General features: G+C 74.5%; 20 protein-coding genes. 6 read left to right on the top strand and 14 right to left on the bottom strand.

The annotated features are described in order from the left end of the window. Positions 1 to 5: 5 nt before the first annotated feature. From ACH34R_RS26665 to ACH34R_RS26600, 14 genes are read right to left on the bottom strand one after another with little or no spacing between them, the layout of a single operon-like run. Entirely contained in the window at positions 6 to 1,154 is a 1,149-nt protein-coding gene (locus ACH34R_RS26665; protein ID WP_397564258.1) for a saccharopine dehydrogenase C-terminal domain-containing protein, read from the bottom strand. Next, entirely contained in the window at positions 1,147 to 2,217 is a 1,071-nt protein-coding gene (locus ACH34R_RS26660; protein ID WP_397564257.1) for a saccharopine dehydrogenase, read from the bottom strand. The genes ACH34R_RS26665 and ACH34R_RS26660 overlap by 8 nt, the downstream gene beginning before the upstream one ends. Further along, positions 2,214 to 3,041, bottom strand: a complete 828-nt coding sequence (locus ACH34R_RS26655; RefSeq protein WP_397564256.1) for a 2,3,4,5-tetrahydropyridine-2,6-dicarboxylate N-succinyltransferase — start codon at positions 3,039 to 3,041, stop codon at positions 2,214 to 2,216. Before ACH34R_RS26655 ends, ACH34R_RS26660 begins: the two co-directional genes overlap by 4 nt. Next, positions 3,028 to 3,399 carry a hypothetical protein gene (locus ACH34R_RS26650; RefSeq protein ID WP_397564255.1) on the bottom strand — a complete coding sequence of 124 codons (372 nt, stop codon included), beginning with the start codon at positions 3,397 to 3,399 and terminating at the stop codon, positions 3,028 to 3,030. The genes ACH34R_RS26655 and ACH34R_RS26650 overlap by 14 nt, the downstream gene beginning before the upstream one ends. Next, positions 3,396 to 4,688, bottom strand: a complete 1,293-nt coding sequence (locus ACH34R_RS26645; RefSeq protein ID WP_397564254.1) for a diaminopimelate decarboxylase family protein — start codon at positions 4,686 to 4,688, stop codon at positions 3,396 to 3,398. The genes ACH34R_RS26650 and ACH34R_RS26645 overlap by 4 nt, the downstream gene beginning before the upstream one ends. A 9-nt stretch (positions 4,689 to 4,697) precedes the next feature. Further along, positions 4,698 to 5,384, bottom strand: a complete 687-nt coding sequence (locus tag ACH34R_RS26640; RefSeq protein WP_397564253.1) for a class I SAM-dependent methyltransferase — start codon at positions 5,382 to 5,384, stop codon at positions 4,698 to 4,700. 9 nt (positions 5,385 to 5,393) lie between these two features. Next, on the bottom strand, positions 5,394 to 6,959 hold the full coding sequence (locus ACH34R_RS26635) for an amino acid adenylation domain-containing protein (protein ID WP_397564252.1): 1,566 nt from the start codon (positions 6,957 to 6,959) through the stop codon (positions 5,394 to 5,396). A 26-nt stretch (positions 6,960 to 6,985) separates the two neighbouring features. Continuing rightward, on the bottom strand, positions 6,986 to 8,374 hold the full coding sequence (locus tag ACH34R_RS26630) for a class I adenylate-forming enzyme family protein (RefSeq protein ID WP_397564251.1): 1,389 nt from the start codon (positions 8,372 to 8,374) through the stop codon (positions 6,986 to 6,988). Beyond that, complete coding sequence (locus ACH34R_RS26625) at positions 8,371 to 8,910, bottom strand: hypothetical protein (protein ID WP_397564250.1); 540 nt, start codon at positions 8,908 to 8,910, stop codon at positions 8,371 to 8,373. Before ACH34R_RS26625 ends, ACH34R_RS26630 begins: the two co-directional genes overlap by 4 nt. Beyond that, positions 8,907 to 10,070, bottom strand: coding sequence for a beta-ketoacyl-[acyl-carrier-protein] synthase family protein (locus tag ACH34R_RS26620; protein ID WP_397564249.1), 1,164 nt, complete (start codon positions 10,068 to 10,070; stop codon positions 8,907 to 8,909). Before ACH34R_RS26620 ends, ACH34R_RS26625 begins: the two co-directional genes overlap by 4 nt. Further along, positions 10,067 to 10,588 (bottom strand): 3-hydroxyacyl-ACP dehydratase FabZ family protein, encoded by a 522-nt coding sequence (locus ACH34R_RS26615; RefSeq protein WP_397564248.1) that lies wholly within the window; start codon positions 10,586 to 10,588, stop codon positions 10,067 to 10,069. The genes ACH34R_RS26620 and ACH34R_RS26615 overlap by 4 nt, the downstream gene beginning before the upstream one ends. Then, a complete protein-coding gene (locus ACH34R_RS26610) occupies positions 10,575 to 11,039 on the bottom strand; it encodes an acyl-CoA thioesterase (RefSeq protein ID WP_397564247.1) in 465 nt (154 codons plus the stop codon). Before ACH34R_RS26610 ends, ACH34R_RS26615 begins: the two co-directional genes overlap by 14 nt. Continuing rightward, the gene (locus tag ACH34R_RS26605) at positions 11,036 to 12,436 is read right to left on the bottom strand and encodes an aminotransferase class III-fold pyridoxal phosphate-dependent enzyme (RefSeq protein ID WP_397564246.1); all 1,401 of its coding nucleotides are present in this window, start codon (positions 12,434 to 12,436) and stop codon (positions 11,036 to 11,038) included. The genes ACH34R_RS26610 and ACH34R_RS26605 overlap by 4 nt, the downstream gene beginning before the upstream one ends. A 14-nt stretch (positions 12,437 to 12,450) precedes the next feature. Continuing rightward, the gene (locus tag ACH34R_RS26600) at positions 12,451 to 12,750 is read right to left on the bottom strand and encodes an acyl carrier protein (protein WP_397564245.1); all 300 of its coding nucleotides are present in this window, start codon (positions 12,748 to 12,750) and stop codon (positions 12,451 to 12,453) included. A 475-nt stretch (positions 12,751 to 13,225) separates the two neighbouring features. Here ACH34R_RS26600 and ACH34R_RS26595 point away from each other — a divergent pair, with 475 nt between their 5' ends. The 6 genes from ACH34R_RS26595 to ACH34R_RS26570 all read left to right on the top strand — a co-directional run bounded on the left by ACH34R_RS26595 (position 13,226) and on the right by ACH34R_RS26570 (position 23,426). Next, the gene (locus ACH34R_RS26595) at positions 13,226 to 16,465 is read left to right on the top strand and encodes an amino acid adenylation domain-containing protein (RefSeq protein ID WP_397564244.1); all 3,240 of its coding nucleotides are present in this window, start codon (positions 13,226 to 13,228) and stop codon (positions 16,463 to 16,465) included. 78 nt (positions 16,466 to 16,543) lie between these two features. Next, the gene (locus ACH34R_RS26590) at positions 16,544 to 17,812 is read left to right on the top strand and encodes an MFS transporter (RefSeq protein WP_397564243.1); all 1,269 of its coding nucleotides are present in this window, start codon (positions 16,544 to 16,546) and stop codon (positions 17,810 to 17,812) included. Further along, positions 17,809 to 20,709, top strand: a complete 2,901-nt coding sequence (locus ACH34R_RS26585; protein ID WP_397564242.1) for a type I polyketide synthase — start codon at positions 17,809 to 17,811, stop codon at positions 20,707 to 20,709. Before ACH34R_RS26590 ends, ACH34R_RS26585 begins: the two co-directional genes overlap by 4 nt. Then, complete coding sequence (locus ACH34R_RS26580) at positions 20,706 to 21,530, top strand: thioesterase II family protein (RefSeq protein ID WP_397564241.1); 825 nt, start codon at positions 20,706 to 20,708, stop codon at positions 21,528 to 21,530. The genes ACH34R_RS26585 and ACH34R_RS26580 overlap by 4 nt, the downstream gene beginning before the upstream one ends. Next, positions 21,442 to 23,178, top strand: coding sequence for an acyl-CoA dehydrogenase family protein (locus ACH34R_RS26575; RefSeq protein WP_397564347.1), 1,737 nt, complete (start codon positions 21,442 to 21,444; stop codon positions 23,176 to 23,178). Before ACH34R_RS26580 ends, ACH34R_RS26575 begins: the two co-directional genes overlap by 89 nt. Further along, positions 23,175 to 23,426: a phosphopantetheine-binding protein gene (locus ACH34R_RS26570; protein ID WP_397564240.1), complete on the top strand. Its 252-nt coding sequence runs from the start codon at positions 23,175 to 23,177 to the stop codon at positions 23,424 to 23,426. The genes ACH34R_RS26575 and ACH34R_RS26570 overlap by 4 nt, the downstream gene beginning before the upstream one ends. Positions 23,427 to 23,534: the final 108 nt, after the last annotated feature.

Here is a 23,534-nt window from a genome sequence, read left to right as displayed (position 1 = left end):
TCCTCTCAGGGTCGCCGGAACGCGCAGGTGATGCCATGGCCTTCGAGGGCGGTCAGCCAGCGGCGCACCGCCTCCGGCTCCTCCGCGGCCCGGTGCAGGCCGGGCGGGGTCAGCCCGGCGAGGATGTCGCCGATCCCGCACGCCAGCGCCGTGGACACCAGGCGCGGCGTCGCCGCCTCCTTCTCGTCGCCGACCGCGTCCAGCACGTACTCCCCCGACCAGGCGGACCCGTCGTCGCCCCGCACGCGCAGCGCGACGGAGAGCAGCACCCGGTCGTGGTCCGTCTCGGTGCCCGGGTACCGCAGGGCGAGCCGCCGCGCCAGGTCGCCGATCCGCTCGTCGTCCGCGTCGCGCAGTTCGGCGAACACCGGGGCCCACGCCTCCTTCCAGCCGCTCAGCCGGATGGTCCCGCGCACGAAGGTGTCCAGCCGCCACGAGCCGGGCAGCCCGTACTGCTCGACGAAGGGCACGCTGTCCCGGTTCGGATAGACCTCGAACCGCTCCTCGCCGAGCACCAGGTCACCGACGGCCTCCCAGGGACGGTCCACGGCCCGCCGTTCTCCCCCGTCGATGTACCGGGCGGGGGTCAGCAGCGCGGTCAGCACACCGCGCGGCGCCCAGTTGAAGCGGTAACGGAAGTCGTTCGGCTCGGCGGGGTTGCTGCCGCAGTAGGAGGTGAACACGGCCGACGCCGCCCCGTCGCCGACCGCGGCCCTGGCCTCGGCGACCAGCAGGTGCGCGAGCAGGTGGTCGATGCCGGGGTCCAGGCCCGCCTCGGTGAGCACCACCACGCCCGCCTCGGCGGCGCCGGCCGCCAGGGCGGAGATCTCGGCGGAGACGTAGCTGGAGGCGGCGAAGTGCGCCCGGCTCCCGAGGCAGCGCCGCAGCAGGCCGGCGTGGTGCGCGGCCGGGAGCATGGAGACCACCAGGTCCCCGGCCTCGACCTCGGCGGCCAGCGACGCTATGCCGAACTCCCGCGTCTCGGCGCGCCCGGCCAGGCCGAGCGCGGCCAGGCGGTCCTCGGCCTTCTGCCGGGTACGGCCCCACAGCACGACCCCGGCCGCGCGGTCGCAGACCAGCCCGAGGCCGCTGCCGGTGGAAAGGCCGGTGCCCACCCAGTGGACCCGTCCGGTGGGGGTGATCAGGTCAGACATCGGTCTCCTCCATGACGGCCGCGGCCGGACGGCCAGCGGCGTGGAACATCTCCTGGCAGCGCAGCCAGACCGGCGTCCGTTCGCCCAGCGTCATCAGGTGGGGCAGCAGGTCCGCGGAGAAGGCGGCGCTCGCCTCCCGGGGCAGCAGGGACGGCAGGTTCTCGATCGCGATGAGGTCCAGCGGCACCGGCTCGGCGCGCAGCCGCCGTACCGGCCGGTGCCAGTCGGTGGGCCGGTCGTAGATCGGCAGCAGGTTGCGGTCGGAGGTGAAATCACAGGTCACGTCGCTGATCACGCGCAGCCGGCGGCCGGGGTCGGCGATGTCGGCCGTGGTGAGGAAGGGGGGCGCGGGCTCGGCGGTGGACACGGCGTTGACCAGGAGGTCGTGGCCGAGCAGGGCATGGCGGTCCAGGTCGCGGGTCTCCTCGACGTCCCAGCGGGTCGTGGCGACACCGGCGGTGGCCAGCGCGTCGCAGGCCCCGCGCCCACCCCGGCCGAGCGCCCCGATGACCAGCGCCGTCGCGACCGGCTCGCGCGGTCGCCGCAGCGCCGCCTCCAGCGCGGGCAGGGACATCGGGCGCAGCGGCGCGTCCAGGAGTCCCCCGGCGCGCAGTACGGCGAGCGCCGCGCCCACGTACCCGGCCCAGTGGCCGAACGCCGCGACCCGCACCCCGGCGGCGTCCGTCACGTGCTCCAGATCGAGCAGGCTGCCGCCGCCCGCGGCGAAGCGGCGCAGCAGGCGTCCCGCACCGCGCTGCCCGTTGTAGGCGTGGCCGAAGAACAGGTGCCGGTGCCGCAGCGGGAGCGGATCGTCCTCCGGCTCCTTCAGCCCGATGACGTAGTGGTCGTCCGGCGCGTCCGGCCAGGTGCCCGGCCCGGCGATCCGGCAGCCGGCCGCCGCGTACTCCTCGGTGCGGAAGATCCGCCGCGGGCAGTCCTCCACGGTCACCGCGATGCCGGCCGCGATCAGGGCACGGGCGGCGGCGGGGGCGATCGGCGCGCGCAGTTCGGTCGGCCCGGCCTCGCGGCGCAGCCACAGGCCCGGGCGCCCACCGGGGCTCATTCCGCCTCCCCGTGCAAGCGGAAGAGCAGGTCCAGGGCCAGCTTGTCGTGTACCTCTCCGGGTTCCAGGCGTTTGATCACCAGCAGGCAGGACATGCCGAAGGCGCCGCCGCCGTAGCTGCGGGGGCGGGTCGCGCCGACGCACACCGACCAGGGCGGCGCCTCGCCCCGGGGCAGCTCGTCGCCGGTCTCGGCGTCGTAGACGCGGGTGCTGCCGGTCAGCACCACGCCCGCGCCCAGTTTCGCCCCGGTGCGCACCCGGGCCCCCTCCACGACGAGCGACCGGGAGCCGACGAAGCAGTCGTCCTCGACCACCACGGGCGCCGCCGTGGGCGGTTCGAGCACGCCGCCGATGCCCACGCCTCCGGCCAGGTGCACGTTGCGCCCGATCTGGGCGCACGAGCCCACGGTGGCCCAGGTGTCCACGAGCGTGCCCGCGCCGACGTACCCGCCGATGTTGGTGAACGACGGCATGAGCACCACGCCGGGCTCGTGGTGGCTGCCCCAGCGCGCGATGGCTCCGGGGACGACCCGCACGCCCGGGAAGTCGCGTTTGAGGGGGATCCGGTCGTGGTGCCGGAACGGTCCGGTGGTGGACTCCGCCACCTCCAGCAGGCGGAACGACAGCAGGATCGCCCGCCTGGCCCGTTCGTCCACCACGACCCGGTCAGAGCCGGGATCGACCCACGCCACCCGCGCGGCGCCGCGGTCGAGCAGGTCGATCGCGGCCACGACCGTGTCGCGGGCACCGGTGTCGGCGGGGCCGAGAGCCTCCCGTCCGGCCCACAGGGCGTCGATCTCGGCGGGCAGGTCACTTGACGGCATACGGCTGGTTCCTTTCCTTCGCGGGGCCGTTCGCCCAGGCGGCGAGCCGTGGCCGGAGGACTTCGGGTTCCTGTACGGCGGCGAGGCGGACATGGCCGCCTCCTGATGGGCCGTAGCCGATCCCCGGCGCGACCACCAGGCCGGTGCGCGCGGCGAACGCGTGGCCGAACGCCACGCCGTCCCCGCCGGGCGCGGGCAGCCACACGAACGGGCCGCCCTCGGGGTGATCGCCGGGCAGGCCGTGCGCGTCCAGCAGTTCGACCAGCCCCGCGAGCCGCCGCGCGGTGCGGGCGCGCAGGCCCGCGGCGTGGTCGTCGTCCCCCCGCCTGGCCGGTTCGACCGCGGCGGCCCCGCTCACGACGGGACCTCCTGCCCGGACGGGGCCGCCAGGCGGCGCGGCGCGAACTCGAGCGTCGCGAACAGGTCCTGCTCGGTCTCGGCCCGGCGGATCAGCTCGACGGACCCGTCCGGGTGCAGCATCAGTTCCTGCGGCCGGCCCCGCCCGGTGTAGTTGAAGCCCATGGCGTGGCCGTGCGCGCCCGTGTCGTGGACGACGAGGATGTCCCCCTCGGCCAGGACCGGCAGGTCGCGGTCCCTGCCGAGCCGGTCGCTGTTCTCCGGCAGAGACCCGACCACATCGACCACCTCGCGTTCGCGTCCCTCGGCGAACGGCGCGGTGATGTGGTGGTAGGCCCAGGAGTACAGCGCGGGACGCATCAGGGCGACCATGCCGGCGTCCACCCCGGCGAACGTCCGCCACTTGGCCATCCGGTTGGTCACGCGCGTCACCAGCGCCCCGTGCGGGCCGGTGATGTAGCGCCCGCACTCGAACCGGATCGCCGGCCGGGCGCGGTCCGGCGGCCCCCACGCCGCCAGGCGGGCACGTACCGCCGCGCCGAACGCGGGCAGGTCGAAGGGCTGCTCCTGCGGGCGGTACGGGATGCCGATGCCGCCCCCGAGGTTGAGCGACGTCACCGGCGTCCCGGTCGCCGCCTCGATCTCCCCCGCCCGCTCCAGCAGGAAGTCCAGGGTGAACAGGAGCGGGTCCGCGCCCAGCACGTTGGAGGCCACCATCATGTGCAGGCCGAACTCCCGCACACCCAGGTCGCGCGCCCTCGCGCAGAGCGCGGTCAGCCGGTCCGTGGGCACCCCGAACTTGGTGGCCTCCGGGTCGCCGAACAGGCGGTCGCCCTCCCCCGGCAGGTTCCGGCCGGGGTTCACCCGGAAGGCCAGTTCGCCGGGGACGGTGAGCCGGTCGGCCAGCGTGTTCAGCACCGCCTCGTCGTCCACGGTGATCATCGCGCCGGCGTCCAGCGCGGCGGCCAGTTCGGCGGCGCTGGTGTTGGAGGAGGTGAAGCACATGTCGCGGCCGGTGGCCCCGGCCGCGCGGGCCAGGGTCAGCTCGGCCGGTGAGCTGGTGTCGAAGCCCAGGCCGTGCCGGGCCAGCAGGCGCAGCACCGCCGGGTTGGGCAGCGCCTTGACCGCGAAGTACTCCCGGCAGTCGATGCCCGCGAACGCGCGCTCGAAGTGCTCGCAGGTCCGGCTGATGCCCGTGGCGTCGTAGATGTGGAACGGCGTGCCGAACCGCTCGACGACAGCGGGCAGCACCGCGGTGAGGCGTTGCTCGAAGGCGGGACTCATCGGCATGGGGGCTCCCTACGCATGGGCACGGGCGATGATGATCGACCGGACGCGGTCCCCTGACCGCGGACGCCGGTAGACGACCTGTTCCAGCGCCACGTCGTCGTAGCCCGCGGCGAGCGCCTGGTCGCGCATGTACTCCCCGGACAGCCAGTGGAAGCCGGGGACGCCCGGCGCCGGCTGGGCGGGCGCCCCGTCGTTCGGGGCGTCGTTGGAGGCGACCAGCGTCGCGCCGCCGCCGCCCGGCAGCGTGCGCCAGGAACGGATACGCGAGAGGACGGGACACAGGCCGGCGCCCGGCTCGTAGAGGTGCCCGAGCACGCCGTCCATGTAGATCACCGGCCAGTGCGCGTCCGGGGACCAGCGGCCGATGTCCGCGCACACGGCCTCCACGCCCTTGGCCTTGGCGAGCAGGACCGCCTCCGCCATCGCGTCGACGCCGAGCACCCGGTAGCCGCGCCGGGCGATCTCGGCCTCCACCGCCGCGTTGCCGCAGCCCAGGCTGAGCAGGCCGCCGCCGGGGGCGCGGTCGAGCGCGGCCGTCAGCGTGCCCGTCATCCAGGCGCGGTACTCGGCGGAGTAGGTGGACGGGGTCACCGAGTCGTCGCGCGCGCCGCCCTGCTCCCAGATCTGGAAGAGGCTCGGCTGCCCCTCGGCGGGGGGAAGATAGACCTTTTCGAGGTTCTCCAACTGGCGATTCATGGCATTCACTCAGGTCCGTGTCTCTTCGTCGTGTGTTCTGGCGGGCCGGCCGACGGCCAGCCGGTCGAGCTTGCCGCTCGCGGTTCTGGGCAGTTCGCGGACCACCTCGACGCGCGAGGGCACCATGTGCTCCGGCAGCCGGTCGCGCAGCGCGGCCAGCGCCTCGTCCCGGTCGAACGGCACGGCCGTGGTCACGACGAACGCCAGCAGCCGCTGTTCCTGCGGGTCCGCGCCGGCCAGCGCGACCACCGCCTCGGCCACCGAGGGCATCGAGCAGAGCAGGGTCTCGATCTCGCCCAGCTCGACCCGGAAGCCGCGCACCTTGACCTGGCCGTCGCCCCGGCCGAGGCATTCGAGTTCGCCGTCCGGGCCGACGCGCCCGAGGTCGCCGGTCCGGTACGCGCGGCCGGCCGGGTCCAGCGGATCGGGTACGAAGTCGCGCGCCGTGCGGTCGGGCCGGTTGACGAATCCGGGGCCGACGCCCGCCCCGGCGATCCACAGTTCCCCGGTCCGCCCGGCGGGCACCGGCCTCCCGTCCTCGCCGCAGACCAGGACACGGGTGCGGCTGATCGGCTCGCCGATCGGCGGGAGCGCGGGCCATGCCGCCACGTCCGCGGGCAGCCAGTGGTTGGTCGCGACATGTGTCTCGGTGGTCCCCCACTGGTTGGCCAGCCGGCAGCCGGGCAGCCGCCGGAACATGGCGCGCAGCCGGTCGCCGCACTGCATCTGCTCGCCCGTCGAATAGATCTCGCGGAGCGGATGTGACCCGGGGGTGACGTCGTGCGCGAACAGGGCCAGCGAGCGGAGCATGGCGAACGGCACGAACAGCCGGTTGATCCGCTCGCGGGCGATCAGGTCCCACAGCAGTTGCGGGTCCTGGCGTTCGTCCTCGGCGCAGCAGACGACGACGCCGCCCTCGCCGAGCGTGGTCAGGACCTCCTGGTAGATGACGTCGAAGGCGGCCGGGGAGAACTGGAGGGTGCGGTCCCCCGGGCCGCAGCCGCTCGCGCCGATCTGCCAGGAGATCAGGTTGGCCAGGCTCTCGTGCCGGAACATGACTCCTTTGGGCACGCCGGTGGAGCCGGAGGTGTACGCGATGTAGGCGAGGTCGTCGTCCGGCGCGTCCGGCGTACGGCCGGGCTCGTCGCCGTCCCCGGCCCGCCGGGCGTAGAGCAGCGGGCCCTCGGCGGCCACCGGATCGAATCCGCCGAGCCTGCGCAGCGGGCCCGGGTGCCCGGCCACGATGTCCGCGCCGGCGTTCGCGCACATGTACCGCAGCCGCTCCACCGGGTAGGCCGGGTCGAGCGGGACGGCGACGCCGCCGGCCCGCAGCACGCCGACGAGGACCACCACCAGCTCGGCCGACCGGTCCAGGCAGACCCCGATCCGGGTGCCCGCGTTCCCGCCGAGGGCCGCGAGGCGGCCGGCCACGTCGCCGGACGCCTCCCACAGCTCGCCGTAGGTCATGGAGCGCCCGCCGGACGTGACCGCCTCGGCGTCCGGGGCCGCACGGACCCGGTCCGCCACGGCCCGCAGCACGGGGGGCGTCCCGGTCGCGTGTCGAAGGTCGTGCATCGTCTCTCCCGCCGTCGATGCGGTGCTCATTTGTGCCAGCCCGCGTCCGAGATCGGGTGCAGCACGATCCGGGAGGGCCGTTCCGCCCGCAGCAGCAGCCGGCGCAGGGTGCGTTCGATCTCCTGCGCCTGGGCCTGGTCCGGGCGGTCCACGTAGAGGTCGAGGTCGTACCGGGGCTCGTCGTCGTTCTGGTACACCCGCGTGGTGGCCCGCAGCACGCCGGGGATGGACGCCGCCAGCTCCCGGACCGACGGCAGCCAGACCTTCTCGTCGTTGACGACCAGCGAGTCCGACAGCCGTCCCCGGTAGTAGTGGTAGCCGTCCTCGTCGATCTCGAAGAGGTCGCCGGTGGCGATCGTCCGGGGGGCCACCAGGGGGTCCGGCCGGTCGTCCGGCACCCGCCGGCGCAGCACCGTGGGCGACCTCACCAGCAGTTCGCGCGAGCCGTCGCCGCGCGGGGCAGGACGCAGGGCGGTGGTGACGCCGGGCAGCGGCAGGCCCACCGAGGCGTGCCGGTGCGGGGGTTCCAGGTGGGCCGCCAGGGTGGAGACCCGTGGTCCGGCCTCGGTGAGGCCGTAGGTGAGGTACAGCTCCAGGCCGGGGTGCGCGGCGAGCACCCGCCCGACGTGTTCCGGGCCGAGGCGGTCACCGCCGACGGTGAGCACCCGCAGGGGCCGCGACCAGGCCGCGGTTCCGGCCAGCCGGACGACCAGCGCCGGGGTCAGCGACGACAGCGTGACACCGTGCTCGCGCAGCGCCGCCGCGTACGCCGCGGGGGTGAACGGCGGCCCGCACACCACCAGGCGCGTGCCCGTGACCAGCGCGGCCAGCGCCTGGGCCACCAGGCCGTAGGAGTAGTGCAGCGGGAGGTTGAGCAGCATCGTGTCGCCGCCGCGCTGGCCGATCGCCCGCGCGTGCAGGCCGGCGTTGCGCAGCAGGGAGCCGATGCCGTGCAGGCAACCGCTGAAGATGCCGGACGTGCCGGACGTCATCACGATCACCTCGCCGGGCTCGTACCGGCACCGTTCCGGCCAGGACGCGAGGACGGCCTCGCCGTCACCGGCCCGCCGTTTGGCCGCCGCGCCGTACCGCCCGGGGTCCACCCTCGGCGCGATCAGCGCGCCCGCCCCGAACCGGCGGCCGATCGCCTCGATCCGCGCCGCGCCGGCCGACGGGGGCACGAGGACCGGCACCCCGCCGGTGAGCAGGACCGCGAAGAAGCAGGCGAGCAGCGGAGTCCCGTTGGGCATGGCGATGAGGACCGGGGTCCCCGGCGGCGTGCCGAGGCCCGCCACGTCGTCCACGACGGACGACAGCGGCGCCGCCGGGCCGGGCCGGGCGAGGTCCACGACCCCGGCGAGGAAGGCGTGCAGCTCGTCCTGGCCGGGAAGGTCGTCCACCTGGATCGCGCTCATCGGCCCGGCTCCGCTTGAAGCACGGCGGTGCGCACCCGGTGCCCGCCCTCCGCCATCGCCTCGTGCGCGCTGACCACGGCGTACGCGGCCTGCCCCGAGCGCAGCCAGGAGCGGGCCAGGGTCCGGGCGACGGGGAGCCCGTCGCCCGGACGGGTGGCCAGGGTGAGCGACGGCCCTCTGAACCCGCGGGCGACGCAGGTGAGACTGCCCCCGCCGCCCGGGGCGGCCCCGGCGAACCGGAGCGGGGACACCCGGCCGCTCGGCGCGGACCGCGCGACCGCCTCCATCGTCTGGAGCGTGCAGAACGGGCTGATCAGGATGACGGCCACCTCGTCCCTGGCCTCGTACAGCTCGTCAGAGCAGGTGGACAGGGCGTCCTCGACGGCGTCCAGGACGAGCCAGGCGAGCGGGTCGGCGTACAGGGAGGGGATCCGGCTGCGCACCGGGCGGAGTTCGGCGCGCGTGGCCTCCCCCGTCGCCAGTACGACGACGCCCTCGCCGCCGATCGGGCCGAACGCGGCGCTGATCTCGTTCATCGCGCCGCCTCGAAGGCCAGGCAGGTGTTGAACCCGCCGAAGCCGAGCGTCACGCTCAGCCCGATCCGGCCCTCGAACGCGGCCGGGCCGCCCAGCGGCAGCCGGAGCGGGAAGCCCGGCATGACGTTCGTCAGGCCGTGGACCGGCGGCACGACCCCGTCCCGCAGGGCCAGCAGCACGGCGACGGCCTCCAGCGCGCCGGTGGCCCCGAGCGTGTGCCCGAACGCGCCCTTGGTCGCGAACGCCAGCGGCGGCGTACCCGCCGCGCCGCCCCCGGGGAACAGGCGTGCGTAGCTGCGGCACTCCACCAGGTCGTTGACGGGTGTGCCGGACCCGTGCGCGTTGATCACGGCGACTTCCGCGGCCGACCGGCCGGCCGAGCGCAGCGCCCGCCCTACCGCCGCCACGACGCTGTCGCCGGACAGGTCGGGGGCCGCGGTGTTCACCGCGTCGTTGGCCGAGCCCGCGCCCACCAGGTATCCGTACGGCCGGGCCCCGCGCGCCCTGGCCGAACGGCCGGACTCCAGCACCAGGAAGGCCGCGCCCTCGCCGAGCAGCGTCCCGTCGTGGGCCCGGTCGAACGCCCGCAGCGCGGTCGGTGACATGGTGCCGAGCGCCGAGTGGCCGAGCCGCTTGGCCGGGGTGAGGACGTCCGCCGCGCCGCAGAGGCAGATCTCCGCGTCCCCGCCGCCGATCAGCTCCGCGCCGACCAGGAGGGCGTCCGAGCCCGAGGAGCAGGCCGTGGTCAGCGAGACCGGGGCGTGGGCCATGCCCAGCGCGCCGGTGACCTCCGCGCACCAGTCGTCCAGGGAGGTCACGCCGGTGGTGTCGAGATGGGCGGCGAAGCTGGTCCCGAAGACCGTGCGCAGCCGCGGGTCGGTGACCTCGAGTCCCGCGTCGGCCACGGCGTCCGCCACGGTGCCGCGGGTGAGGACGTGCTGCCGTTTGCGCGGATCCTCCTCCAGCGGGAGGTCCGCGAGCACGGCGGCACCGTCGTTGCGCAGCGGGTGCGGCGAGGGCACCGGCCGGATGCCGCCGGCGCCGCCGAGCAGGCGGTCCCACACCTCGCGCAGGCCCGAGCCGAGCGCGGTGGACCACGCCATTCCGGTGACCCAGACCTCCGGCCGCTCCCGGTCCCGGGCGGCGGGCGGGCCGCTCACCACAGCATCCTCCCCAGGTCCGCGACCTTGACCCGCACGAGCGTGCCGCTGAACACGGCCACGGGCCGGTCCTCCACCGTCGCCCGGCCGGAGAAGAAGAACGCCGCGTCCTCGATCCGCTCGCTGCGCACCCGGAAGACCACCTGGTCGCCGGGGACCACGATGCGGGTGAACCGCGACTTCATCGAGCCGATGAGCGTCAGTTCGTCGTCGGCGACGGGGGTGGTGCTGACCTGGTACAGGATGATCCCCGACTGGGCGAACGCCTGGGTGAGGTGGCTGGCCGGGAAGATCGCGCGTTCCGGGAAGTGCCCGGCGATGACGTCCATCGTCCCGGAGACCAGGAGGCTGCTGGTCAGGTGCGAGCCCGGCGCGTAGTCCAGCACCCGGTCGATGTAGATCATGGGATGCCGGTGGCGGAGCCACTGCTTCAGTTCGGTGAAGCCCATGGTCCTGGCCTCTGCCGCCGGTCCGGCCGGGCCGTCGGGAGCCGTGCTGACCGGCTCAGGTGTCTGCATGTCGGCGGCACTCCTTGAGCTGTGTGCGGAGCTTTTCCGGGAGCGGGCGGGCCGTGCCGCACGCCCGGCCGGCCACGCCGAAGACGAACACCCCGGTGGACAGCACCTGGGGCTCGGCCTCGGGGCCGGACGGCACGCGCGAGATCCTGCCGGACAGCCGGAAGCTCGCCGCGCCGACGTGCAGGACATCGACCGCGAGGTCCAGGTGGTCGAGGAAGCGGGCCGGGGCGTGGTAGCGCATCCGCAGGTCCGCCACGACGAGGTCGAGGCCGAGCCCGGCCAGGACGTCGATCCCGGCGCCGAGGCGGTCCAGATTGGTAAGGGCGGCGGTTTCGAGCAGGGACGCGTGGCGCGCGAAGTGGACCACGCCGGAGGCGTCGATGTCCACGTGCTCGACGCGGTGCCGGACGGCGGCCGGGACGAGCGTACCGGGCGCGGGGGCGGCACTCACCTCGCCTCCTCGCGGATCGCCTGGGAGCCGGCGGCGATCCGCTCGACGATCGACTCCGCCTCGGGCGCGGTGATGATGAGCGGCGGGGCGACCCGCATCGTCGGGAAGACGTAGCGCAGGCCGTGCGAGCGCCGTCCCGCGCCCGCCATGAACTCCACGTACACCCCGTTTCTGATCATGTGCTCGCGGAACGCGGGGACGTCCCTGGCGGCCGACTCGGTCAGCTCCACGCCGTGCATCACGCCCAGCCCCCTGGCCTCCCGGTAGAGGTCGGGAAAGCGTTCCACCACCTCGCGCCGGAGCAGGGTCCCCAGGTGCTCCCCCACCTCGCGCGAGCGTTCGAGCAGGCCCTCGGCGTGGATGTGGCCGATGCCCGCGCCCATCACGGCGCAGGTGATCGGGCGCAGGTCGGAGGTGGCGACCGCGCCGGTCTCCCGTACGGTGAGATCGCGGCGGGCCACGACCATGGACGTGGTCAGCACGCCCATGCCGAGGCTCTTGCCGAGCACGGTGACGTCGGTGGGGATGGGCCCTTCGTCGTCCGTCATGCCGAAGAACCCGCCGGTCTTGGCGAAGGTCAGGATCTCGTCGGCGACGAGCAGCGCGCCGCCGTCCCGGCACAGCCGGGCCATCTCGCGCAGGTAGCCGGGCGGCGGGGTGAGGATGCCGGCGTCGCCCTGGACGGGCTCGATGAACACGGCCAGCAGCCGGTGCCCGTTGCCGGCGAAGTACTCCCTGGCCGCCTCGATCTCGCCGAACGGGATGTGCTCGACGGTGACGCCGTACGGGTCCGCGGCCAGGGTGGGCAGCCCGGCGCGGTAGTGCCGCCGGTTGATCAGCGGGAGCAGCGCGCCCGTCCAGCCGTGCCAGGCCCCCTCGAAGGCGAGGATGACGTTTCGGCCCTCCCGGCCTTCTGCGGCCCGCAGCCGGCGGCGGTCGAAGCGGGACTCCAGCACCAGGCGCAGCGCCAGCTCCATCCCCTCGGAGCCGGAGTTACGGCCGCTGACGTGGTACTCGTCGGCGGGGAACCGGTCGGACCACAGCCCGCCGGGGCCGAACAGGCGCGCGAGCAGCCGACCACGTTCCGGTGAGGCGATCTCGTCGGTCACGTATCCGCTGTCCTCGATGGCCCGCCGGAGCGCGCCGGCGATCACCGGTGAACCGGCTCCGAGGCACGCGGAGGCGTACCCGCCGCTCGCGTCGAGCACGTCCAGCGACCGCCCCGCGTGCGGGCCGCCGAGTTCGACGAACCGCTGGACGATCCCCTTGGCCCCGACGCAGCAGAAGGGCGGTCTCGTTCCGTAGTGGTCCATGTGCACCGACCGATCGAACCCGAGGTCCGGCCCGCCGGCCCCGGGCTCGTCCGGAAGGACACGGGTGCGGTCTTCGTCGAGCATCCGGTGCGGCCCTCTCACTGGGCCGGGTCCGCGCCCGCGCCGGGCCCGCCGGCGCGGGCCCGCAGCTCCCCGACCAGCCGGGTGAGGGAGCGGATGGTGGCGAAGTTCTCCGGCGTGAAGTCCTTCTCCGAGATGGCTATACCGAACCTGTCCTCGCATTGGACGCGCAGCTCGACGTAGCCCAGGGAATCGAGCCCAGCAATGCTTCTCAGGCCGTCGTCAAGGCCGATATCCGGCACCTCGACGAACAGCTCCTTAATCAGAATCGACCTGATCGCCTGCTCGATCTCAGCGGTCTCTTGAATGGATGACATACGGCCGGCACTCCTTACTCAGGAGGGATGGTCATAAGGCGTGGAAAATAGCGCGGTCATGCGGAACACCGCGCTTTACGCGACATGGTGATGCCGCGGCACGAAGCCGTCGAGCGCAAGGGATACGGGCTTGACCTGCAAGTTTCTCGCTTTGCCCGAACAGACGATACCTAGCCGATCAGCCCGTGACAATACGCCATTACAACATCCCAGCTCCTGACCGAATTTCCACTCAGGGTGAACAAGTCATACACGAGTCTCCGACATGGCCACCCCCTCGTTTCCGATCGCATCATTTCCGGCAACCTCTGATTAACCTTGCCGCCGGACGATCGGGACGACTTCCCCCCAATTCCGGGAAAACCTGGCGCGCCATTGGACGACAGGAATGTAAAAAGTCGTTCGCCCGCCGTGCCCGAGGCGACCCATTCCCTGCGGGGACCCCGGTTCTTTGACCACCACGACATTTGAGGCGGTGGATTCACGCGTGGACGGCGACATGATTCCTGGGCGGCACCCGGGCCTCTCCCCCGGCGGGGACGACGACCGGCGGGCTCCGCTCACCGTCGCGCAGCGGGCGCTGTGGCTCCTCGGGCAGATCCACCCCGGCGACTCCGCCTACAACGTGCCCCTGGCCGTACGGCTGGAGGGCCCGCTGGACGTGGCGGCGCTCGGCCGCGCGATCGGACGGGTGCTGACCCGGCATGACGTCCTGCGGACGACGTTCCCGATGGGCGGCCAGGAGCCGTACCAGCGGGTCGCGCCCGCGCCGCCGCCCATCGACCTGCGGCCGGTCGATCTGACCGGAGAACCGCCCGGCCGCCGCGACCACATCGCCGGCGAGATGCTGCGGCGGTGGGCCGACGAGCCCTTCGACGTGACGGCCGGGCCGCTCGTCCGCACGAGGCTGGTCCGGCTCGACGCCGACCGGCACGTCCTCGGCCTGTTCCTGCACCAGCTCGTCTGCGACGGGCCGTCACTTCACGTGCTGTTCGACGAGCTCGCCCGCGGCTACGCGGGCGAGCCGGAGCCGCCGCCGCTCGCCGTGCGGTTCGGTGAGTACGCGGCCCGGTGGCGTCCGCCGGACCCCGCGGAGACGGCGTGGTGGCGGGAACGGCTGGCCGGGGCCCCAACCGTGCTCGACTTCCGCCCCGGCGCGGTACGCGACGTGACCGGCGGACCGGCCCGGCGGCGGACCGGCGCGAACCATCACGTCCGGCTGCCGGGGTCGCTGATGGGAGGGGTGCTCGCGCTCGCCCGGCGGATGCGGGTCACGCCGTTCGTGCCGATGATCGCCGCCTACGCCGTCTCGCTCGGCGACCTCACCGGCGCGCGCGACCTGCTGATCGGCACCCCGGTCAACGAGCGGGACGCGGCGGAGCTGGAACCGGTGATCGGCTTCTTCGTCAACACGCTGCCGGTGCGCTTCGACCTGTCCGGCGACCCGTCGTTCGCCGAGGTGGTGCGGCGCACCCGGGAGTCGGTGACGGACCTGCTGGCCTACCGGCGGGTGCCGTTCCAGACGCTGGTGGAGACGCTCGTTCCGGACCGCGACCCCCACCACAACCCGCTCGTGCAGGCCCTGTTCAGCTTCGAGCCCACCCCGATGGCCGAGCCGCGCTTCGCCGGCCTCACCGCGTCAATGATCGACCTCATGCCGACCGGCCCCAAGGCCGGCCTCGACTTCACGATCTTCCGGGCCGCGCCCACCGGCGACGACTTCGACCTGACCATCACCTATGACACCGGCCTGGTGGACGCCGGTACCGTCCGGGCCATCGGCGAACGCTACCGCCAGGTGCTCGCCGCCGCCGTGGCCGACCCCGACGCCCCCGTGACGGCGGCCTCGCCCGGCATCGGGGCGGGCGAGCGAGCCCCTTCGGTCTTCTCCGCGGCCGGGCGCGCGCCCGCCCCCCGCACCCTGCTCGACGTGCTGGAGGCGACCGCGGACCGCTTTCCGCAGGCCGCCGCGCTGGACGACGGGCGGATCCGGCTGGATTACACGGGGCTGCGCGCGGAGGCCGGGGCGCTGGCCGACCGGCTGCGGGCGGCCGGCGTGCGGCGCGGTGACCGGGTGGGGGTGTGCCTGCCCTCCGGCACCGCCGAGCTGTACGTCTCGATCCTGGGCGTCCTCGCGGCGGGGGCCGCCTACGTCCCGGTGGACACCGAGGACCCGGCCGAACGCAGGGAGTTCATCTTCGGCGAGGCCGGGGTCCACGGGGTCATCACCGGCGGGCGCCACATCACGGTCACGGACCGGTGCCGGTCGCGCGGACCGGCCGGGCCGGGGGGAGCCGCCCGGCCGGACCCGGACGACGACGCCTGGGTCATCTTCACCTCCGGCTCCTCCGGCACCCCCAAGGGGGTCGTGGCCACCCATCGCGGCGCGGCGGCGTTCGTGGACGCCGAGGCCCGGCTGTTCCTGAAGGACCGGCCGATCGGGCCGGGCGACCGCGTGCAGGCGCTGCTCTCGGCGGCCTTCGACGCCTCCTGCGAGGAGATGTGGCTCGCCTGGCGGAACGGCGCGTGCCTGGTGCCCGCGCCGCGCGCCCTCGTCCGCACCGGCGCGGACCTCGGCCCGTGGATCAAGGAGAACGGCATCACCGTCATCTCCACGCTGCCCACCCTGGCCGCGCGCTGGCCGGCCGACGCGTTCGACGGCGTGCGGCTGCTGATCCTGGGCGGGGAGACGTGCCCTCCCGAGCTGATCGAAGGGCTCACCGCCCCCGGCCGCGAGGTGTGGAACAGCTACGGCCCCACCGAGGCCACCGTGACCTCGTGCGCCACGCCCTTCAATTCCGGAGACCCGGTGCGGATCGGGCTGCCCCTCGACGGTTGGGACCTGGCCGTGATCGGCCCGGACGGCGAGCCGGTGGGCATGGGCGAGGTGGGCGAACTGGTGATCGGCGGGATCGGCCTGGCCCGGTACCTGGACCCGGGCAAGGACGCGGAGAAGTACGCCGCGCTGCCCTCCCTCGGGTGGCGGCGGGCCTACCGCAGCGGGGACCTGGTCAGGGCCGAACCGGAGGGCCTGGTCTTCGCCGGGCGGATGGACGAGCAGGTCAAGCTGGGCGGCCGGCGCGTCGAGCTGGGCGAGGTGGAGGCGGCGCTGCGCCGGCTGCCCGGCGTGGCCGCCGCCGCCGCGGCGGTCCGCACGACCCGCCTGGGCCATCAGATCCTGGTCGGCTACATCGTGCCGGACGCCGGGTTCGACGAGAGCGCCGCGCGCGCCGGGCTGCGCCGGACCATGCCCGCCGCGCTCGTGCCGCGCCTCGCGGTCGTGGCCGACCTGCCGATCCGGACCTCCGGCAAGGTCGATCGGGACGCGCTGCCGTGGCCGCTGCCTTCCACCGGCGCCCCCGACCGGCCGCGGGAGGCGGCATCGGGCGGCGAACGGGAGCGCCTGCTGCGGCGGATCTGGCAGGAGGTCCTGGAGCTGGACCACATCGGCGCGCACGACAACTTCTTCGACCTCGGCGGCACCTCCTTCACCCTGGCCGCCGTCCACGCCCGGCTCACCGAGGCGCTGGGCCGGCGGGTGCCGATGGTGACGCTCTTCGAGTTCCCCTCCATCGCGGCCCTCGCCCGCCACCTCGGTGAGGAAGAAGGGCCGGCCGAACCCATCGAACCCGCGGACCGGCGGGCGGCCGGCCGGGCCCGCCTCGGACTTCAACGCCGCCGCATCGATGACCACCGCGCCACCCCAGAGGAGTGAGACCACTGGTGTTCCACGACAACGCCGCACGGCGGCGCGCCGCCGCCGCCACGACGCGCCCCGGCGAGGTGGCGTGAGGTGGCGGGCAAGAGCCTGATCCGGGTCGCCGGATTCCGCAACCTGTGGGCCGCCCAGACCGTCAGTCTGTTCGGCACGCAGATCTCCCTGCTGGCGCTGCCGCTCACCGCGCTGCTGCTGCTCGACGCCTCGGCGCTGGAGATCAGCCTGGTATGGGCGATCGAGTACGTCCCCATCCTGGTCATCGGCCTGCCGGCGGGCGTCTGGCTGGAACGGCTGCCCCGGCGGCCGGTGCTGATCCTCACCGACCTGCTGCGGGCCGCGGCGCTGCTCGCCGTACCGGTCGCGGTGTGGCTGGACGCGCTCAGCATGCCGCTGATCTACGCGGTGGCCTTCGCCATCGGGCTGGGCACGCTGTTCTTCGACGTGGCCCAGTTGTCCTACCTGCCCGAGCTGGTCGAGGAGAAGCGGCTCGTGGACGCCAACGGCAAGCTGGAGCTGTCCCGCTCGGTCGCGCAGCTCGGCGGCCCGGGGGCCGGCGGCCTGCTGGTGGAGCTGATCACCGCGCCCCTGGCGATCCTCGCCGACGCGGTCACCTACCTGGCCTCCGCGGTGTTCCTGTTCTTCATCAAGGGCGAGGAGCGAAAACCCGGGCCCGCGGAGCGGCTCGGGCTGCGCAGGGAGATCGCCGAGGGCCTCCGCTTCGTGTTCTCCCATCCGCTGCTGCGCCCGCTGATCCTCTGCGCCACCCTGGCCGAACTCGCGTTCGCGGCCGTGCTCGCGCTCCAGGTCGTCTTCGCCGCCGACGAACTGCGCCTCGGCGCGGGCGTGATCGGCGTCGTGCTCGCGGTCGGCAACGCGGGCGGCCTCGTCGGCGCGCTCATCGCCGAACCCGCCGCCAGGCGGTTCGGCACCGGGCCCACCTTCATCATCTCGATCCTGCTGTTCAGCGGGGGCGCGACGATCCTGCCGCTGTCCACCGGCCCGGTGAGCTTCGCCGCCGGGCTGTTCGTGGTCTACGTCGGGGCGTACATCTTCAACGTGCTGCAGGTCAGCCTGTGCATGATCGTGACGCCCGGACACCTGCTCGGCCGGATGAACTCCGTCTTCCGGTTCGTCACCTGGGGCGTGATCCCGCTCGGCGCGGCCGTGGGCGGGCTGCTGGCGGACCCGATAGGGCTGCGCGGGGTCTTCTGGATCGCCGCCGTCCTCAACATCGTGTCGCTGCTGCCGCCGCTGTTCTCCCCGGTGCGCGGCTTCCGGGAGGACGCGGTGCCGTCCGGCGCGGACGCCGGTCCGGAGCCCGCGCGGACGGGAGAGCCGTCATGACGTCCCCGGACGTGGAGCAGACGTCCATCGCGATCATCGGGATGGCGGGCCGGTTCCCCGGCGCGGCCGACGTGGACGCCTTCTGGGCGGGGCTCGCCGCCGGACGCGAGTCCATCACGCGGACGCCGCGGGAGGACGGCACCGTTTCCGCCTACGGCGTCGTACCGGACGCCGACCTCTTCGACGCGGGCTTCTTCGGGCTCTCCCCGCGCGAGGCGCTGATGCTGGATCCCCAGCACCGGGTCTTCCTGGAGTGCGCCTGGGAGGCCCTGGAGCACGCGGGCTGTGACCCGGCCGGGTACCGCGGCGCGATCGGCGTGTACGGCGGCGGTGGGGACACCGACCACCTCGCCCGGCTCCAGGCCCGCCGCGACCTGTTCCCCGGCGTCACCGACTGGCAGTTCCGGCTGGCCTGCGGCGCGGACTTCCTGACCAGCCGGGTGGCCTACAAGCTGGACCTGAAGGGCCCCGCGGTGACCGTGCAGACCGCCTGTTCCACCTCGCTGGTGGCCGTCCACCAGGCCGTGCAGGGACTGCTCGCGGGCGAGTGCGACCTCGCCCTCGCCGGCGGCGCGACGATCCGGGTGCCGCATCCCACCGACGGCCAGGGCGACGATGACGTGCTCGCGCCCGACGGACGCTGCCGTCCGTTCGACGCGGACGCCGCGGGAACCGTGTCCGGCGACGGCGCGGGGATCGTCGTGCTCAAGCGGCTGGCGGACGCGGTGGCCGACGGCGACCGGATCCACGCCGTCATCCGGGGGTCCGCGATCACCAACGACGGCGCGGGCAAGGTGGGGTTCACCGCGCCGAGCGTCGATGGGCAGGCCGCCGCCGTACGGGCGGCGCACCTGCTGGCCGGGGTCTCCCCCGCCACCATCGGGTACGTCGAGGCGCACGGCACCGCCACCCCGGTCGGCGACCCCATCGAGGTGCGGGCGCTGGCCAAGGCGTTCGGGCTCGGCACCCGGGAGACGGGCTTCTGCCTGCTCGGCTCGGTCAAGTCCAACATCGGGCACACCGACACCGCGGCCGGCGTGATCGGGCTGATCAAGGTCGTCCTGTCGCTCCGGCACGAACTCCTCCCCGGCACGGCGCACTTCCACCGGCCGAACCCGGAGATCGACTTCGACTCCGGACCGTTCGTGGTGCGGCGGGAGGCGACGCCCTGGCCGAGCGGGCGGGCCCCGCGCCGGGCCGGGGTCAACTCCGTAGGGCTCGGCGGCACGAACGCCCACGTCGTCGTCGAGGAATGGGACGCCCCGGCGGCGGACCCCCCGGCCGGGCCGCAGTTGCTGGTGCTGGCCGCGCGTACCGGGCCCGCCCTCGCCGAACAGGCGAGCCGGCTCGGTGAGCGCCTGGCGACCGGCGGCGAGCCGCTCGCGGACGTCGCCTGGACGCTCCAGACCGGCCGCAGGCACTTCGCGCACCGGGCGTTCGCGGTGTGCCAGGACATGGACGACGCGGTGGACGCGCTGCGCGAGGCCGTGCCGCACCGCCTGGTGACCGGCCGGGCCGCCGCCACCGCGCCCGATGTCGCCTTCCTGTTCCCCGGGCAGGGCGGCCAGCACGTCGGGATGGCCCGCGAGCTGTACGAGCGGGAGCCGGTGTTCCGCGGCGCGATCGACGCCTGCGCCGAGCAGGCCGCGCCTGAACTGGGGCTCGACCTGCGGGACGTGCTGTACCCCGGCGCGGACGCCGTGCCCATGGCCAAGGCGCGGCTGGAGACGATGTCGGTGTGCCAGCCGGCGCTGTTCGCGGTCCAGCACGGCCTGGCCGAACTGTGGCGGGCGCGCGGCGTCAGGCCCGCCGTCGTGCTCGGCCACAGCCTCGGCGCGTACGCCGCCGCCGCGTCGGCCGGGGTGCTCACGCCGGCCGACGCCCTGAGGCTGGTGCTCGCCCGCGGGCGCATCCTGGACGACCTGCCGGCCGGTTCGATGCTGGCCGTGCCCATGGAGGCGGCGGCGGTCCTGCCGATGCTGGCGGACGGCCTGACCATCGCCGCCGTCAACGGCCCCGCACAGTGCGTCGTCACCGGACCGGCCGCGGGCGTCGAACGGCTGCTGGCCCGCCTCCTGGAACAGGACGTGGCCGCGCGCCCGCTGCGGATCGGCGCGGCGGCGCACTCTCCGCTGGTGGAGCCCGCCCTGGCCGGGTACACCGCGATCGTCGGTAAGGTCACGCCGCGGCCCCCCGCGATCCCCTGGATCTCCGACACCACCGGGGAGCCGGTCACGGCGGAGCAGGCGTGCGATCCGGCGTTCTGGGCGGCCCACCTGCGCGACACCGTGCGCTTCTCGGACGCGCTGCGGACCCTGCTCACCGCCGGGGACCACGCGCTGCTGGAGGTCGGCCCCGGCCGTACGCTGACCGGGCTGGCCAGGCAGCACCCCGAGTACCGGGCGGGCGCGCCGGTGGCGCAGAGCCTCCCGCACGCCGCCGACGGCGGGGGCGGGGCCGCGGCGCTGCTGCACGCCACCGGCCTGCTGTGGCAGGCGGGGGTGCCGATCGAGTGGTCCGCGCTGCACCAGGGCCGCCGGCCGCGGCGCGTGCCGCTGCCGGCGTATCCGTTCCAGCGCAGGCGGTTCCGCCTGGACGGGCCGGACCCCGCGGACGTACCCGATCCGGCCGACGTACCCGAGCACGGCATGGATCTCGTCGAGCCGCGGACCCGCACCGAAGAGGTCGTCGCCGCCGCCTTCCGCACGGCCCTCGGCATGGCGTCACTGAGCGTCCACGACGACTTCTTCGACCTGGGCGGCGACTCGCTGATCGCGACGCGCCTGGTGGCGGGCCTGCGCGCGGAGCTGGGGGTCGAGCTGAGCGTCCGCGCGTTCTTCCGCGCGCCCACCGTGGCCGCGCTGGCGTCCGTACTCGGCGAGCGGGAGGGATCGTGACCGGCTCCGGGCCGCGCTGGCTGCTGTGCCGCGAACGCCGCCCGCGGGCCCCGCTGCGGATGTACTGCCTGCCGCACGGCGGCGGCTCGCCGGGCGAGTACATGCGCTGGTCGGGGGCCCTTCCCGGCGTGGAGGTATGGGGGGTGCAGTTCGCCGGGCGCGGGAGCCGGCGGGCGGAGGAACCGCCCGGCGGGATGCCGGAGCTGGTCGGGGCGCTGGTGTCGGAGGTGGCGTTCGCCGCGCCGTACGTGCTGTTCGGGCACAGCCTGGGCGCGCTCGTGGCGTACGAGACGGCGCTGGCGTTGCGCGAGCGGGGCGCGCCCGGACCGGCCGCGCTGTACCTGTCCGGGTACCGCGCGCCGCACCTGCACGAACCCGAGCCGGGGCTCGCCGAACTGCCGGACCTGGCCCTCGCGGCGGCGGTGGAGCGGGCGCACGGCCCGCTGCCCGAGGAGGTCAAGGCCGACCCGGAGGTCCTGGCCGCGGCCCTGAAGGCGGTACGGGCCGACCTGAAGATCGTCGCGGGCTACCGCCCTTCCCCCGCCGAACCGCTGACCTGCCCGCTCGTCGTTCTCGGCGGCGAGGAGGACGAGGAGAGCGGCGAGGCGCTGACCGCGTGGGCCCGGTACACCACCGGACCCTGCACCGTACGGACCTTCCCAGGAGACCACTTCTATTTCCGGGAGCGCACCGATGACCTTCTCCGATACCTCGCCACCGGCCTCGACGAGCTTGCTGCGGGAGTTGTACCTGGGCCGCGTACGGTGGGACCTGCTGCTTCCCTTCCCCGAGCAGGATCAGGCGGACCTTCGCGCGGGTGACGAGGCGCTCGCCAGGCTGCGCCGGCTCCTGGCCGAGCACGTCGATCCGGCCGCCGTGGAGCGGGACGGACGCCTGCCGGAGGGCTTCCTCGCCGCCCTCCAGGACGCCGGTCTGCTCCGGCTGATGATCGACCCCGCGCTCGGCGGTCTCGGCCTGTCCTGGCTCAACGCCTGCCGGGTGGTCGAGGCGGCGGCGGATTGGTCCACGCCGGTGGCGTTCACGCTCGCCATCCACAACGGCTTCGGCTCCGGGGTGTACCTCCAGGCGCTGCCGCCGGGGCCGCTGCGCGACCTCATCTCCGGGCGCGTCGCCGCCGGGCTCGTCTCCGGCACCGCCGACGCCGAGGTGGCGGGCGCGGGGAACCGGGGACGGACCACGGTCGCCGTCCCCGTCGAGGGCGGGGCGGCGTACCTGATCAGCGGCGAGAAGGTGTTCATCGGCAACGGGCCGGTCGCGGAGCTGGTGGACGTGTCGGCGACCGTCACGGACGCGGACGGCGGCGAGGAGGTCAGGCTGTTCTTCGTGGACACCGCGAGCCCCGGGTTCGAGGTTGCGGGTACGCACGAGTTCATGGGGCTGCGCGGCGCGGCGTTCGGGCGGCTGCGCCTGGACCGGGTGCGCGTACCGGCCGAGCACATGATGCCGGAGACCTCCGGCGCGTGGCGGATGCAGCCCACCACCACCGGTGACAGGGCCGATGCGCAGACGGCGACCGCCGACCTCGGGCTGCTCGCCCTCTTCGGGCGGCACCTGCTGATCGCGCCCGTCTCGCTGGCCGTGGCCCGCGCGTCGCTGCTGTGGGCGCGCGACTTCGTCGGCAGGCGGACGATCAACGAGCGGCCGCTGGGCGAGTACGAGGAGATCCGCCGCCGGGTGGCGGAGAACGCCGCCGAGGTCTTCCACATCGAGAGCCTGCTGACCTGGTGCCTGCTCGGCGCCGGGCGCGCGGACACCTGCCCCGACCTGACCGCCGCCAAGAACCTGATGGCGCTGGCCGCCTGGCGGGCCGTGGACGGGACGATGGCGCTCCTGGGCGCGGAAGGGTACGAGACCGCCGGCAGCAAGGCGGCGCGGGGCGCGCCGCCGCTGCCGGTGGAGCGCTGCTTCCGGGACGCCCGCGGGCTGCGGGTGGCGGGCGGCGTCGAGTTCATGCTCGACCTGTGGTCGGCCGAGGCGAACCTGCGGCCCTTCTACGAGCCCGGCGGGCCGCCCGCGGCCGGGCCGGAGCCGGTCCCAACGCCCGGCTTCCCGGCGGGGCTGCGCGACCACGCGCGTCTCGTCCAGTCGCACGCGGACCGGCTCGCCGAGCGGTGCCGGGCCATGACCGGCGAACTCCCGCTCGCGGAACTGCTGACCCGCCAGCGCCCGCTCGCCCTGCTCGGCCGGATCGCGACCGAACTGCTCGGCGCGTGCGTGGTACTCGCCCGCGCGGCCGGCCTCGCCCGGCCGGGCGAGACGGCGGCGCTCGACCTGGCGGACGTCGCCTGCGCGGCGTCCGCGCACCGCCTGGACCAGCTCTGGTCACAGCTCGCGGGCGAGGCCGTACGGCACGGCCCCGGCCCTGCGGCCCTCGGCGACGCCTGGCTGCGCGACGACGGCGCCCTGGACTTCCTGATCGGCCCCCACGACCACTGGAGCGGATCGTGACCACTCATCGCCCGCACGACATCGAGGAACTGGTCGCCGAAATCTGGCGCGAGGTGTTCGCCCTGGACCGGATCGGCGCGGACGACGACTTCTACGAACTCGGCGGCCACTCCCTGACCGCCATCCGCATCGCCGCCCGCCTGCGCGAGTCGGCGGACCTGAAGGTCCCGATACGCCTCATCCTCGACAACCCGACCATCGCCACCCTGACCACCGCCCTGACCACCCTGCCCCCGCCGGACCCCTGACCGGACCGGTCCACTCCCTCATCCGACGGCCCCGCCCGCCACCCCACCGCCGCGCGGTCGCCGATGGGTGGACGCGCGGCGGTGGGGTGGTGCCGGGGATCCGTGCTC

Origin of the sequence: Spongiactinospora sp. 9N601, from assembly GCF_044326295.1 — a bacterium.
Classification (GTDB): Bacteria; Actinomycetota; Actinomycetes; order Streptosporangiales; family Streptosporangiaceae; genus Spongiactinospora; species Spongiactinospora gelatinilytica.
This window is presented reverse-complemented; position numbering and strand designations above follow the sequence as displayed.

Coding starts and splice junctions, on each gene's coding strand:
- ACH34R_RS26665 (WP_397564258.1), bottom strand. CDS start 1,154: ATGTCTGACCTGATCACCCCCACCGGACGGGTCCACTGGGTGGGCACC.
- ACH34R_RS26660 (WP_397564257.1), bottom strand. CDS start 2,217: ATGAGCCCCGGTGGGCGCCCGGGCCTGTGGCTGCGCCGCGAGGCCGGG.
- ACH34R_RS26655 (WP_397564256.1), bottom strand. CDS start 3,041: ATGCCGTCAAGTGACCTGCCCGCCGAGATCGACGCCCTGTGGGCCGGA.
- ACH34R_RS26645 (WP_397564254.1), bottom strand. CDS start 4,688: ATGCCGATGAGTCCCGCCTTCGAGCAACGCCTCACCGCGGTGCTGCCC.
- ACH34R_RS26640 (WP_397564253.1), bottom strand. CDS start 5,384: ATGAATCGCCAGTTGGAGAACCTCGAAAAGGTCTATCTTCCCCCCGCC.
- ACH34R_RS26635 (WP_397564252.1), bottom strand. CDS start 6,959: ATGCACGACCTTCGACACGCGACCGGGACGCCCCCCGTGCTGCGGGCC.
- ACH34R_RS26630 (WP_397564251.1), bottom strand. CDS start 8,374: ATGAGCGCGATCCAGGTGGACGACCTTCCCGGCCAGGACGAGCTGCAC.
- ACH34R_RS26625 (WP_397564250.1), bottom strand. CDS start 8,910: ATGAACGAGATCAGCGCCGCGTTCGGCCCGATCGGCGGCGAGGGCGTC.
- ACH34R_RS26615 (WP_397564248.1), bottom strand. CDS start 10,588: ATGCAGACACCTGAGCCGGTCAGCACGGCTCCCGACGGCCCGGCCGGA.
- ACH34R_RS26605 (WP_397564246.1), bottom strand. CDS start 12,436: ATGCTCGACGAAGACCGCACCCGTGTCCTTCCGGACGAGCCCGGGGCC.
- ACH34R_RS26600 (WP_397564245.1), bottom strand. CDS start 12,750: ATGTCATCCATTCAAGAGACCGCTGAGATCGAGCAGGCGATCAGGTCG.
- ACH34R_RS26585 (WP_397564242.1), top strand. CDS start 17,809: ATGACGTCCCCGGACGTGGAGCAGACGTCCATCGCGATCATCGGGATG.